The organism is Pseudomonas sp. VA159-2, from assembly GCF_024126635.1.
Lineage (GTDB): Bacteria > Pseudomonadota > Gammaproteobacteria > Pseudomonadales > Pseudomonadaceae > Aquipseudomonas > Aquipseudomonas muyukensis.
In genome coordinates this window covers 17,582-30,922 of sequence record NZ_JAMYBV010000038.1, presented here as the reverse complement: position 1 = coordinate 30,922, position 13,341 = coordinate 17,582, and the positions used below count along the sequence as shown (strand labels likewise).

At 66.5% G+C, this 13,341-nt stretch carries 11 protein-coding genes; 10 read left to right on the top strand and 1 reads right to left on the bottom strand.

Annotation, left to right across the window (positions count from 1 at the left end; genetic code table 11):
- Nucleotides 1-161: 161 nt before the first annotated feature.
- Nucleotides 162-1,856: a sulfatase-like hydrolase/transferase gene (locus NJG22_RS23035; protein ID WP_253098096.1), complete on the bottom strand. Its 1,695-nt coding sequence runs from the start codon at nucleotides 1,854-1,856 to the stop codon at nucleotides 162-164.
- 382 nt (nucleotides 1,857-2,238) lie between these two features.
- Between NJG22_RS23035 and NJG22_RS23030 the strand changes: the two genes are divergently transcribed.
- The 10 genes from NJG22_RS23030 to NJG22_RS22985 all read left to right on the top strand — a co-directional run bounded on the left by NJG22_RS23030 (nucleotide 2,239) and on the right by NJG22_RS22985 (nucleotide 13,338).
- Complete coding sequence (locus NJG22_RS23030; RefSeq protein ID WP_253098094.1) at nucleotides 2,239-3,588, top strand: UDP-glucose/GDP-mannose dehydrogenase family protein; 1,350 nt, start codon at nucleotides 2,239-2,241, stop codon at nucleotides 3,586-3,588.
- Entirely contained in the window at nucleotides 3,585-4,643 is a 1,059-nt protein-coding gene (locus NJG22_RS23025) for an NAD-dependent epimerase (protein WP_253098092.1), read from the top strand. The genes NJG22_RS23030 and NJG22_RS23025 overlap by 4 nt, the downstream gene beginning before the upstream one ends.
- On the top strand, nucleotides 4,640-5,386 hold the full coding sequence (locus tag NJG22_RS23020; protein ID WP_253098091.1) for a sugar transferase: 747 nt from the start codon (nucleotides 4,640-4,642) through the stop codon (nucleotides 5,384-5,386). Before NJG22_RS23025 ends, NJG22_RS23020 begins: the two co-directional genes overlap by 4 nt.
- 1 nt (nucleotide 5,387) lies before the next feature.
- Nucleotides 5,388-6,035, top strand: a complete 648-nt coding sequence (locus tag NJG22_RS23015; protein ID WP_217847747.1) for a CpsD/CapB family tyrosine-protein kinase — start codon at nucleotides 5,388-5,390, stop codon at nucleotides 6,033-6,035.
- Nucleotides 6,036-6,057: 22 nt separating this feature from the next.
- Nucleotides 6,058-7,077, top strand: a complete 1,020-nt coding sequence (locus NJG22_RS23010; protein ID WP_253098083.1) for a polysaccharide biosynthesis/export family protein — start codon at nucleotides 6,058-6,060, stop codon at nucleotides 7,075-7,077.
- A 14-nt stretch (nucleotides 7,078-7,091) separates the two neighbouring features.
- Nucleotides 7,092-8,666, top strand: a complete 1,575-nt coding sequence (locus tag NJG22_RS23005; protein ID WP_253098074.1) for a Wzz/FepE/Etk N-terminal domain-containing protein — start codon at nucleotides 7,092-7,094, stop codon at nucleotides 8,664-8,666.
- A gap of 74 nt (nucleotides 8,667-8,740) precedes the next feature.
- Nucleotides 8,741-9,880 (top strand): glycosyltransferase family 4 protein, encoded by a 1,140-nt coding sequence (locus NJG22_RS23000; RefSeq protein ID WP_253098098.1) that lies wholly within the window; start codon nucleotides 8,741-8,743, stop codon nucleotides 9,878-9,880.
- A complete protein-coding gene (locus NJG22_RS22995; protein ID WP_253098072.1) occupies nucleotides 9,877-11,247 on the top strand; it encodes an O-antigen ligase family protein in 1,371 nt (456 codons plus the stop codon). The genes NJG22_RS23000 and NJG22_RS22995 overlap by 4 nt, the downstream gene beginning before the upstream one ends.
- A complete protein-coding gene (locus NJG22_RS22990) occupies nucleotides 11,244-12,209 on the top strand; it encodes a glycosyltransferase (protein WP_253098063.1) in 966 nt (321 codons plus the stop codon). The genes NJG22_RS22995 and NJG22_RS22990 overlap by 4 nt, the downstream gene beginning before the upstream one ends.
- The gene (locus NJG22_RS22985; RefSeq protein ID WP_253098061.1) at nucleotides 12,202-13,338 is read left to right on the top strand and encodes a glycosyltransferase family 2 protein; all 1,137 of its coding nucleotides are present in this window, start codon (nucleotides 12,202-12,204) and stop codon (nucleotides 13,336-13,338) included. Before NJG22_RS22990 ends, NJG22_RS22985 begins: the two co-directional genes overlap by 8 nt.
- Nucleotides 13,339-13,341: the final 3 nt, after the last annotated feature.

The window sequence follows — 13,341 nt, the reverse complement described above, 5'->3', positions numbered from 1 at the left end:
TGGGGCGCAGCGCTCGACGGCCATCCATGGCCGTCGCCCCACTACGCAAGAACTCCGCTCGGCCTCCTGAAGTCGCAATGTGTGTCGCCTGAACTATCGCGCGCTTAGAAGCAACATCAACCTCAGAGCAACAGCAGAGCATATAAAAACGGCCTAGACACTCAATCCGCCCTGCCAACCGGCATATATACCCCTGGGGTAACTACCTGCCCCAGGTCTATATGCCGAAAGTCCGGCTTCGCCCCCAGCCGTGCATTAAACCGCACATTGAAGGTAAACGGATCGTCCGTCGGCATATCCAGTGCTCGGCCATACGATACGCTTACTGCCGTGCCATCGTAGCCCATCAACTTGAGCAGGGTGGGAAACAGGTTGTAATGGCTCGAGGCATTGCGGTTTTGCGCCAGGTGCGCCTGCCAGTCGAGGGTCTTCAGCCCCTGGCCCTGGATCACCACCAACGGCACCAGGCCCTCCTCCGGCACCGGGTCGCTGTCGCAGTGGGTGTTCAGCCCCGGGTTGCCGCGCTCGTGCAGATCCTGACCATGATCAGAGGTATAGAGCAGCACGGCATGGCTCAGATCCGCCTGGGCAAACAACCGGCGGAAGAACTCGCCGACATTCCACAGCAAGGTGTTCTGGTAGGCGTTGCGATAGAGCACCCAATCCTGCGGGCTGCCGTCGAAACCCTCGCGCGTGCCGGTGTCGGCGATATCGACGAAACGTCCACGGGGCAAGGCCGGCTTGAACGACAGGAAATCGTCAGGGTATTTGTCGTGTACCGGAAAGTGCGCGCCAACCTTGTTGATCACGATCAACTGCGGCTTGTCATCACCCAACAACGTCACCAAACGCTCCAGCGCCGCCATGTCGCGCTGCACCACCGGCGTATCGTCGAACTGGATGAACTGGTCGATATCGCGCTTTTCGGTTTCGCTCATCAGGTTTTGCAAGTTGCCACCGGTGCGCTGGCCGTCGATGTAAACCGTGCCCAGGCCCGCCTGCTTGGCATACTGCCAGATCGATGGCTGAGTGGTGTTGATGCGCAGGTAGTCGTCGCGGGTACCGCCATAGCGCAAGGTGACATTGGTGTCGGCGCTGCAATTGGCGATCGAGGCGGCATAGCCGAAGTTGACGATCGCCACCCCCGGTTGCGCTTGCGCCAGATGGCTGGTGACCCCGGCCGGGGTGTTCAGGTCCAGGTAGTTGCCCGAGATGCTCTCGTCGATCAGCAGCACGATATCCCGGGCCATGGGCGGCCCGCTGCGCGCCAGCGTCACCGCTTGGCGCGGGCCGACCCGGTCATGCACGCTCTCGTAGGCGAACAGCCCCAGGTAGGCCAGCGGCGTGTACATCACCGGCAGGCCCCGGGCGCCCTCGCCCGCGCGCACGAACAGGATCGCCATCAGCATCAGCACGCCCAGCACCGGTGCCAACGGTGGCAACGCGCGCGGCAAGCGTGGCCAGCGCGCGGGACGCAGGCCGATGCCCAACAGCAGCAGCAACGCCCGAGCCGCCGCCAAGGTTATGGCGTAGTGGTACTGCTGCAAGGCTTCCTGCACGAAGGCGCCGGCATAGACCATCGACACGAACGCGCTATAGGTCAGGTAGGCATCGGTGATCTGGTGATAAGCGTCGAGGAACACCGCGCTCACCGCCAGGGTCGCCGCCAACAGCCAGCGCAGCCAGGCCAGGCGGGTGAACGCCGCCAGCAGCAAGGTCGCCGCCAGCGCCGCGAAGACCCCCAGGTACAACACCAGCGGCAGGCCAATACCCAGCGCTTCTATGCGTTCGCGGTAGTAAGCGTGAAAGCTGATCAGGTAGATGAACAGCAGCGAAATCTTGATCCAGCTCCGCATGTCCCGGTCACTCCCGTCATGGATTGCTCTTAAACCGTAGCAGCTGTGAAACAAACCACAACGCGAAAAAGTCAAATTTCCGACGATATTCCGACGCCATATTCTGGCACCTCGCAGTAGCCGCTGATGATTATCCCTATCGTCTACAGCCCGCTTATTACGCTGCATCCAACCGTTCATCGGGACACGGAACGGCCAATTGCCAGCAGCTTTGTGCGCTAACACACGGATTGGAAAAGGGTTGGTGGCACATGGCCTGTTTACTTAGGGTCTGTAAATTCGACGAAACATGCCATTGCTTTGACGCAAATCCTCGGCGCTGAGCTATACCGAATTCACACCACTGTTTCATCTCCCTTACTCATCCATCGAGGCACAGCGCATGGACGTGAGCGTTTTTGGCACAGGTTATGTAGGACTGGTACAGGCTGCCGCCCTGGCGGACGTCGGCCACCGCGTGCTGTGCGTGGATGTCGATACCCACAAGATCAACCAGTTGCGCCAGGGCGTGCCGCCGATCAGCGAGCCCGGCCTGTCGGATCTGCTCGAGGACAACATCAGGGAAGGCCGCCTGCTGTTCAGCACCCAGGCCAGCGACGCCGTCAGCCATGCCGGGCTGATCTTCATTGCCGTCGGCACCCCGCCCGACGAAGATGGCTCGGCCGACCTCAGCCACGTGCTCAACGTCACCCGGCAGATCGCCGCGCTGATGGAAGCCGACCGCACCTTGATCATCAAGTCCACGGTGCCGGTGGGTACCGCCGACCAGGTCATGGCCCTGGCCCGCGACGAGCTGCAGCGCCAGGGCAAGAGCCAGCTGCAGGTGCGCGTGGTGTCCAACCCGGAATTCCTCAAGGAAGGCAGTGCCCTGGCCGACTGCATGCGCCCCGACCGAATCATCGTCGGCACCCTCGACGAGGTGGCCCATGACCAGCTGGCCGAGCTGTACGCGCCGTTCTGCCGCAACCACGAAAAACTGATGTTCATGGACAACCGCAGCGCCGAACTGACCAAGTACGCCGCCAACGCCATGCTCGCCACGCGCATCAGCTTCATGAACGAACTGGCCAACCTCAGCGAGCACCTGGGCGCCGATATCGAGGCCGTGCGCCGTGGTATCGGCTCCGACCCGCGCATCGGCTACCACTTCATCTACCCCGGTTGCGGCTTCGGCGGCTCGTGCTTCCCCAAGGACATCAAGGCCCTGCTGCACACCGCCGCCCATAGCGGCATGCCGCTGCGCCTGCTGCAAAGCGTCAACGAAGTCAACGACCAACAGCGGCGCATCCTGTTCGCCAAGCTCAAGCAACGCCTGGCAGGCCTGGCCGGCAAGTCCATCGCTTTGTGGGGGCTGGCCTTCAAGCCCAACACCGACGACATGCGCGAAGCGCCCAGCCGCTACCTGATGGAAGCGCTGTGGGCCGAAGGCGCCACGGTGCGCGCCTACGACCCCGAGGCGATGGATGAATGCCGGCGGCTGTACGGCTACCGCGACGACCTGCAACTGTGCGCCACCCGCGACGACACCCTGCAGGACGCCGATGCCCTGGTGATCTGCACCGAGTGGAAGAACTTCCGCGTGGTCGACTTCGCCCTGCTGGCCAGCAAGCTGCGCGCGCGGGTGATCGTCGATGGCCGCAACCTGTACAACCCCGAGCAAGTGGCCGCCCACGGCCTGCACTACAGCGGTATCGGCCTGCGCCAGGTCAGCCCGCAGGCGGACGCGCCATGAAGGTGCTGGTCACCGGCGCGGCCGGCTTCATCGGTGCCCACACCTGCCGCCGGCTGCTGCTCGATGGCCACCAGGTGGTGGGGCTGGACAACTTCAACGACTATTACGCGCCGTCGCTCAAGCACGCCCGCGTGCACTGGGTACGCCAGAGCGCCGGCGACTTCCCGCTGCACCGCCTGGACCTGGGCGAGCGCGATGGCATGGCCAGGCTGTTCGCCAGCGAGCGCCCCGAGGTGGTGGTGCACCTGGCCGCCCAGGCCGGAGTGCGCTACTCGCTGGACAATCCCCAGGCCTACCTGCAGAGCAACCTGGCGGGCTTTCTCAATATTCTCGAAGGCTGCCGCCATTACCCGGTTCAGCACCTGCTGTACGCCTCGTCCAGCTCGGTATACGGCGCCAACCAGCGCAGCCCATACCGCGTGCAAGACCCAGTGGATCACCCACTGTCGCTGTACGCCGCCACCAAGAAAGCCAACGAGGCCATGGCCCACAGCTACAGCCACCTGTACCGCATCCCTTGCAGCGGCCTGCGCTTTTTCACCGTGTACGGTCCCTGGGGGCGTCCAGACATGTCGCCGATGCAGTTCGCCAGCGCGATCAGCGAAGGGCGGCCGATCCAGCTGTTCAACCATGGCCGCCACCAGCGTGACTTCACCTACATCGACGACATCGTCGAGAGCCTGGTGCGGCTGATCCCCCGGCCCCCGGTCGGCGACCCGCAGTGGGACCCGCTCACCCCCGACCCGGCCAGCAGCCACGCACCCTGGCGCCTGTACAACATCGGCGGGCAGCGCCCGGTGGAACTGCTCGACTACCTGGCCCTGCTGGAAAAGCACCTGCGCCGCAAGGCCGTGATCGAATTGCTGCCGCTGCAGCCAGGCGATGTGCTGGCCACCTGCGCCGATGCCAGCGCGCTGGCCCGGGTCACCGGCTTCACCCCACAGATAGGCCTCGATGAAGGGCTCGGGCGCTTCGTCGCCTGGTTCAAGCACTACTACTCGCCTGCCGCCAGCGAAGCGGCAGGCGAGCAGTCGGATCAACGGAGGGCGATATGACAGGACAACCGAAAAGCGCGCAACTACAGGCGCTGTACCAGGACAAACGCATGGACCCGGCGCACCGCCAGCGCATCGACGCGGCCATCCACATGCAGGGCCGCGGCTGGATCAGCGGCCGCGCCGGTGGGCGGCCCTGGACCTTGTCGCGGACCAACCGCGTGCTGTCGTGCCTGGCCGCGCTGGTGTTGCTGCTGATGCTGTCGCCGCTGTTCCTGGTGCTGGCGGTGCTGATCAAGCGCTCCAGCCCAGGCCCGGTGTTCTTCGTGCAGAAGCGCACCGGCTACCGGGGCCGGCTGTTCGGCATGTACAAGTTCCGCACCATGGTGGCCAATGCCGAGGCGCTGAAAGACTCGGTGCGCCACCTCAACAAGCACGGCGCCGACGCCATCGACTTCAAGATCGACAAGGACCCGCGCATCACCTCGGTGGGCCGCTGGCTACGCCGCAGCAGCCTCGACGAGCTGCCCAACCTGCTCAACGTGGTCAGCGGCGACATGCGCCTGGTCGGCCCGCGCCCCACGTCATTCAACGCCTACCGTTACCAGGACAACCACCTGGCGCGGCTGTCGATCTACCCCGGCATGACTGGCCTGTGGCAGATCTCCGGACGCAGCGACATCGACTTCGACCAACGTGTAGAGCTCGACCTGAGCTACATCAACGAACAGAGCCTGATGCTGGACCTGAAGATCCTGCTCAAGACCCCGTTCAAAGTCTTCACTGGCCACGGAGCAAGCTGAGATGGACGGTTCATCCTCAAGAAGCCTGACAATCGCGACCCCAAGCGAGACCAACCTGACCGCCACCGTGCTCGACCTCGACCAGCGCACCCTGCTGCTGACCGCGGCCAACACCGGCAGTGGCACCAGCACCAGCGCCCTGGCCTTCGCCGGCCAGCTGGCCCTGATGAGCGCCGGCAACGTGCTGCTGATCGACGCCAGCCTCAGCCCCGGCGGCCTCAGCCAGCAGCTGGGCCTGGCCAAGCTGCGCGGCTACAGCGACCTGTTGTTCGACCAGGACACCCCGCCGCTGGCCCAGGACTGCATCGTGCGCCTGTCCGACCAGCCGTTCGACCTGCTCCCGGCCGGTACCTGGAAGCGCGGTCGCGACCGCCTCGACCCCGAGCTGGTGCGGGTGCTGCTGCGCCAGCTGAGCGCCCAGTACCGCTTCGTGGTGATCGACGGCGAGGCCATCTATGCCAGCGCCGACAGCCTGGTGATCGGCACCCTGGTCGACGGCGTGATCCTGGTGGTCAGCGCCGAGGAGACCCGCTGGGAAGTGGCCCAGGCCGCCGCCCAGCGCCTGACCCAGGCCGGCGCGCGGCTAATCGGCAGCGTGTTCAACAAGCGCAAGTACTACATGCCCAAGTGGCTGTACGAAAATCTTTGAGAGGCCGCACAGGATGAACGCCATGAGATACCCATCGATTGCCCTGTGCCTGCTGGCCCTGGCCGGCTGCGCCAGCCAGGATGACCGCGAGATGCCGGTGCAGATCCTCACCGCGCCGCCGGCCGAAAGCCAGGCCACCGAGGTTGCCCGCCGCGAGCAGGTGCTGCGCCCGCAGGACGTGCTGGAGGTGATCTTCCATGTCAGCAACCGCTCGGCCGGGGTGTACCGCATCCAGTCCGGCGACACCCTGGACCTGAACTTCATGGCCGCCAGCGGCCTGAACGGCAACCAGCTGGTGCAGCCCGACGGCAGCATCACCCTGCCCAGCACCAACGCCGCGGTACGCGTCGAAGGCATGACCACCGCCGAGGCCGAAGGCGCGATCCGCCAGGCCTACCAGGACAAGCGGGTGTTCAAGCCCAACCGCGACCAGGTCACCGTGCGCGTGCTCAGCCCCATGACTGACGAGATCAACCTGAAAAACGCCCTGACCCACCCCGGTACCGGCATGAGCCGCGACATCACCGTGGGCAACGACGGCCGCGCCACCTTCCCGGAAATCGGCTCGGTGCCGCTGCAAGGCATGACCGTCAACCAACTGCGCGACTACCTCAACGAACGCTACGCCAGCCTGCCGGGGCGCATGAGCGTGGACGTGCTGCTCAAGTCCACCGCCGCCAACGAGATCTACGTGCTCGGCGAAGTCGGCCAACCTGGCGCCTTCCAGATCCGCCGGCCGATCTCGGTGCTCGAGGCGCTGACCCTGGCCCGCGGCCCGACCCTCAAGGCCAAGCTCGGCTCGGTGGTGATCATGCGCCGCGAAGGCAACACCGTGCACGCCAAGCACTACGACGTCGACAAGGCGCTCTCCGGCGGTAGCCAGCAACTGGCCTACCTGCAGCCCGAAGACATGCTCTACGTGCCCAAGACCACCCTGGCAAGCGCCGCCGAGCTGTCCCGGCAACTGGCCGACGTGGTGCTGTTCCAGGGCTTTGGCTTCAGCTTCAGCTACCGCGTCGACAACAAAGAAAGCAACGACTGAGCGGGGGACGCACCATGATCACGCAACCGAAAGAAAACTATGTGCATGAGTTCTTCCGCATCTTCTTCGCCAACCGCCAGTTGGTCAAACGGGTGTTCCTGGTGTTCGCGCTGATCGCCGTGCTGCTGCCGCTGGTGCTCAAGCAGAGCTACGACGTCACCGCCGAAGTCATCGTGCAGTCGAAGAAGCTCTCGCAGAGCGACACCTCCTCGGCGCTGTCCCAGCAGGCCGACCAGTTCATCCCGCCGTCGCTGGCCGACATGGAGACCGAGAGCAATATCCTGCGCTCGCCCACCCTGATCCGCCAGACCCTCGGCGAGCTGCGCAAGGAAGGCCACTACCCCGACGAGCCCGGGCTGCTGCGCCGGTTGCTGCTCGATCCGCTGCGCCATGCAGTGATAGCGCCACTGTACCGGGTGTTCGGCAACGACGTGGCCGATGACCGCGACACCCAGCTGGACACCCTCACCGACCAGGCCGTGAAAGACCTCAAGGTCGAGACCCTGCCTGGCTCCAACGTGATTTCCATCACCTACAACGCCGCCGACCCCAAGCTCGGCACGCTGTTCGTCAGCCGCCTGCTGGAAAACTTCCTGACCAACCGCCAGGACCTGCAATCCAACGAGCTGCCCGAAACCTTCTACGAACAGAAGAAGCTGCACTACCAGGCCCGCCTGGGCGACCTGGAAAACCAGCGCCTGGGCCTGCTGACGGCGATCGGCTCATCCGACCCGAAAGAGGAGATCACCTTCCGCCTCAACGCCATCAACACCGAGGAGCAGGCGCTCAACCTGCAACGCGACCGCCAGTTGCAGAACCAGAAGTGGCTCGACTACCTGCAAACCAGCCTGGCCGCGGCCAACAAGGCGAAGATGGCTGACTACGCGTTCCCCTACACCTTCACCACCACGGTCGACAACGTCGCCTTCGAGGACCGCGAGATCAAGCAGCTCGGCGAGCAGCTGACCACCCAGCTGGCCCGCTACAACGGTGATGCCACGGTGTTCCAGCCTGGTTCCGAGCAGATGGTCATGGCCCGCCAGCAAATTGCCCAGTTGCGCGCGCAGTTCCTCAAGATCGTCGAGAACCGCATTCGCGAGCGCCAGCAGGACCTGGCCGTCACCGAGCAGGTGATCGCGCAGAAGACCCAGCGCATCGCCGACTACAGCCAGCGCATCCTGCAACTGCGCGAGACCCAGAGCAAGACCCGCCAGCTGGACACCGAGATCGACGCCCTGCACAAGGCCTTCTCCACCTATGCCCAGCGTTATGAAGAAAGCCGTGGCCAGGGCCTGCTCGACGGCAGCCAGTCCAACGCGCGCATCCTCAGCGCGCCTTACCAGCCGACCGCCGCCAGCTTCCCGAAACCCGGCCTGATCATTCCATTCGGCCTGGTCACCGGCTTGCTGCTGGCCATCGCCGTGGTCTATGTCAAGGAGTTCTTCGACCACCGCTTCAAGCATCCGGCGCAGATTGGCCACCAGCTGGGCCTGCCGGTGCTGCTGGTGATCAACGACCAGACCCCGGCCCTGCCCAACCCGCACAAGACCTGGTCGCTGCCACGCCTGTGGCACTGGGTGCGCAATTGAACGCGGCGCTGCGGGCCTGCGAGCGGCCGATCCTGCACCTGCTCAGCAGTGGCGGGTTCTACGGCGCCGAACGCATGCTCCTGGACCACTGCCAGGCCATGCCGGGCCAGCATCGCGTGCTGTTTCTCGATGCCCCGGCCGAGCTGGTGGCACGGTTTCGCCAGGCCGGGGTGGCCTGCGAAACCTGCCATGGACTGCTGGCGGTGCTCAAGGTGCTGGGTGCGCAGCGCGGCCAGCGGCCGCTGGTCAACAGCCATAATTTCAAGGGCCAGCTGTTTGGCTGGGTCGGCGCCACCCTGTGGCGCCTGCCGATGGTCAGCACCCAGCACGGCTTCACCCCGCGCAGCCGCAAGCAACGCTTCTACACCTGGCTGAGCCTGCAGCTGTGCCGCACGCCGACGGTGGCCACGGTGGTCTGCGTGGCCCAGAGCATCGCCCGCATCCACCGCGATGCCGGGGTGCCCGAGGTCAAGCTGCAGGTGATTCCCAACGGCCTGCCCGAGGCCAGTGTAGGAGCGGCCTTGCGTCGCGATGGGCCGCACAGCGGCCCCAAGGCCAGCCATTGCCCTGTGTCAGGCACAGCGGATTGCCGTGTTCCGGCGGCCGCTTCGCGCCCGATCGCGACGCAAGGCCGCTCCTACAAGGATGGCGATCACGAGCCAAAACCCTGGCTCGCCGCCTACGTCGGCCGCCTGTCCAGCGAAAAAGGCCCCGACCTGTTCCTCGACACCCTGATCCCGCTGTGCCAACGCCAGCCCCGGGTGCAAGCCGTGATGCTCGGCGAAGGCCCCGAACGCGACGTCCTGCAAGCACGCATCGACGCCGCCGGCCTGCAAACGCGCATCAGCCTGCCCGGCTTTCAGCGCGACATGCGCGCTTGGCTGCAACGCCTGGACGCCCTGGTGATCAGCTCGCGCACCGAAGGCACGCCGATGATCCTGCTCGAGGCCATGCAGGAAGGCGTACCGGTGGCGGCCTTCGGCGTCGGCGGCATTCCCGATGTCATCGAGCACGGTCGCAACGGCCTGCTGGCCAGCCCCCTGGCCACCGCCGAGCTGGGCGCACACCTCGAAGCCCTGCTGCAAGACCCCGAGCAGGCCGCGGAGCTGATTGCCCGGGCCCGCCGCACGCAACGCGAACGCTACCACCTGCCGACCCTGGCACAACGCTGGGCCCTGGTGTACCGGGGCACGGCCGAGGAGGTTGTCGCATGATCATTCCCCTGTCGCTGGTGGGCCTGGTGGCCCTGCTGAGCCTGGGCCTGCTGGCCAGCCCCTACCCATACCTGGCCCCCGGCGCGGTGATCGGCCTGGCCGGCGCCCTGGCGCTGTACCGCAAGCCGGCCTGGGGCCTGTTGGCGATCGCTACCCTGGTGCCACTGGAGGGCCTGCTCAAGGACGGCCTGGTGTCCGGCGCCAAACTGGTGGGCATCGGCCTGGTGCTGATCCTCAGCCTGCAACTGGCGGTGCGCCAGCTGCCCGCCGAGCGCCTGCGCAGCAACCAGTGGCGCCTGTTGCTGCCATTCATGGCCCTGTACCTGCTGAGCCTGTGGACCAGCGACGACCTGGCCCTGTCCAGCGGCCACCTGCGCGAGCTGCTGGTGGGCCTGGTGGTGTTCGTCATCACCCTGCTGGTGGGCCGTGACCTCAACCTGCCGCTGCTGGCGCGGCTGATCACCGTCAGCGTCTGCGTCACCTGCCTGTTCGCGATCTTCTCCAGCAAATACCAGGAACAGGGCCGCGCCTCGGCCATGCTCGACCCCAACGCCTTCGCCCTGCTGATTACCATCGCCATGCCCCTGGGCCTGTGGCTGGCGATCAAGGCGCGGCAGCTGCCGGTCAAGCTGTTCTGGGCCGGCTGCTGCCTGTTGCTGCTGGTGGGCATGACCAAGACCGAATCACGCTCGGGGCTGGTGGTGCTGCTGATCAGCCTGGGCATCGTGCTGTACAACTACCGCGAGCAGCTGGCGCGCATCCGCCCGCGCCACCTGGGCTTCGCCATGCTCGGCCTGGCCATCGTCCTGCCGCTGGGCGTGGCCCTGATGCCCGCCGGCTACGCCGAGCGCATCCAGTCGCTGATGCTGCTCAAGTCCGGGGTCAACGCCCACCAGGACGAGTCCCTGGGCCGGCGCGCCTCGTACCTGGTGGTGGGCAAGGAAATGATCAGCCACAGCCCGCTGCTCGGCACCGGCCCCGGCACCTTCCCGCTGCATTACGCCGACACCGGGTTTTCCAAGGCCTTCGCCCCGGTCAACAGCAAGACCACCGACCTTTACCGGCGCGCCCACAACACCTACCTCGAGCTGTTCAGCGAAGTCGGCCTGCCGGCGGGCCTGCTGTTCGTCGGCATGATCGCCCTGGCCCTGCGCAACTTCTGGCGGGCCCGTGCCGCGTTCCGGGCCGCCGGCGACCCTGACCAGGCCGACCTGATGACCCACCTGAGCATGAGCATGCTGGCCATCGGCTTGTTCCTGATGTTCCTCAGCGCGCCGAGCCACAAGTACCTGTGGCTGATGCTGGCGCTGTCCAGCGTGCTGCTGGGCCAGGCCCGCGCCGCGCAGCCGCTGGGGGTGGCCCGATGAGCCGGGTGAGCATCGTCATCCCGATGTTCGACGAGGCCCGCCATATTGGCCGCACCCTCGACGCCGCGCGCCGCGCCGCCAGCGCCGCGGGGCTAGCCTGCGAACTGATCGTGGTGGACAACGGTTCCAGCGACGAAGGCCCGGCGATCGCCCGTGGCCATGGCGCCGAGGTGCTGCTGCTGCCAGGGGTGGCCATCGGCGCCCTGCGCAACGCCGGGGTGGCTGCCAGTCACGGTGACTGGCTGGCCTTCCTCGACGCCGACATCGAAGTGCCCGAGCACTGGCTCGAGCTGTTGCTCGACTTGCAGCGTCGCGGCGATGGCGATGTGTTCGCCCTGGACTGCGACACCCCGCGCCAGGCGCCGTGGTTCGCCCAGGCCTGGCAACGGCGCACCTTGCGCTGCGGGCAGACGGTACAGGACAGCGCCTGGCTGCCGACCCCTAACCTGCTGATGCGCCGCAGCTGGTTCGAGCAGGTAGGCGGCTTCGACGAACGCCTGCGCACTGGCGAGGACAAGGACTTCACCCTGCGCCTGCACGCGGCCGGCGCGCGCCTGCGGGTGCTGCGCGCACCGGCGGTGCTGCACTGGGGTTTCGAAGCCAGCTGGCGCGAATGGCTGGGCAAGGAAATGTGGCGCCAGGGCAGCCACCTGCAACTGCTGCGCAGCCACGGCTTGAGCCTGCGCCTGCTGCGCTTCCCACTGCTTTCGGTCGGCGCCTGGGTGCTCGACGCCATGGCCCTGTCGGCGCTGCTCGACGGTTTCCCCCACGTGGCGCTGGGCCTGCTGCTGCTCAGCGCCCTGCCCGCGTTGTTCCTCAGCCTGCGCCAGAGCCGTCGCCAGCGCGACCTGCTGCTGACCGTGCAGCTCTGGGGCCTGCATTGGTTGCGCCTGCACCTGGCCGGTGCGGCGTTCATCCTCAGCCTGTTCAACCGCACTGCAAGGAGGCCCGCCCGTGGCTGAGATCATCTTCTGGCTTTGCCTGCTGTTGCCGCTGTACGCCTGGGTCGGTTACCCGCTGCTGCTGACCCTGGCCGCGCCCTGCTTCGCGCGCCGCACACCGGGGCCGCTGGCGCCGCAGCGGGTCAGCGTGGTGATCGCCGCGCACAACGAGGAGCGCCATATTGCGGCCAAGCTGGCCAGTGTGCTCGGCCAGGACTACGCCGCCGCCGAACTGCAGGTGGTGGTGGCCAGCGACGGCTCCAGCGACCGCACCGTGGCCCTGGCCCAGGCCGTGGGCGATCCACGGGTGCAGGTGCTGGACCTGCCGCGCCTGGGCAAGGCCGGCGCGCTCAATAGCGCGGTGGCGCAGTGCAGCGGCGAGCTGCTGGTGTTCACCGACGCCGACAACCAATGGGCCGGCAACACCCTCGGCCTGCTGCTGGCGCCCTTCGCCGATCCGCAGGTCGGCGCCAGCGCCGGGCACATGGTCATCCCCGACCCGGGCAAGGGCCTGAGCATCGGCGACAGCCTGTACCGCCACTACGAGGCCTGGGTGCGCAAGGTGGAGAACCGTACCGGGTGCATGGTCTCGGCCGACGGCGCTCTGCTCGCCCTGCGCCGTGCGCTGTACCAGCCTATCCCCAAGCAGGTCAACGACGATTTCTACATCAGCACCTGCGCCCCCGCCGCGGGGCTGCGCATCGTCTATGTGCCCGAGGCGGTGGTCGTCGACCAGGGCGTGGACGAGGCCGCCAAGCAGTTCCGCCGCCGCCAGCGGGTGACCGTCGGCGGCCTGTTGAGCCTGGCCGCCCGCCGCGAGCTGCTCAACCCCGCGCGCCACGGGCTGTACGCCATTGCCCTGCTCAGCCACAAGCTGATTTGCCGCCTGGCCCCGGTGCTGTTGCTGCCGCTGCTGCTGGCCAACCTGTGGCTGGCCGCCGAACCCGGTTTCTACCGCCTGACCCTGGCCTTGCAACTGCTCGGCTACGCCGCCGCCATCGCCGGGCTGCTCGACGCCCGGCGACGGCTGCCGCGCCCGTTCCGCCTGGCCGCCTTCGTGCTGGTCACCCTGGCCGGCATGAGCCTGGGCCTGTGGCAGTTCCTGCGCGGGCACAGCTACAGCCAATGGAACCCCGACCAGAACCGATGAGCG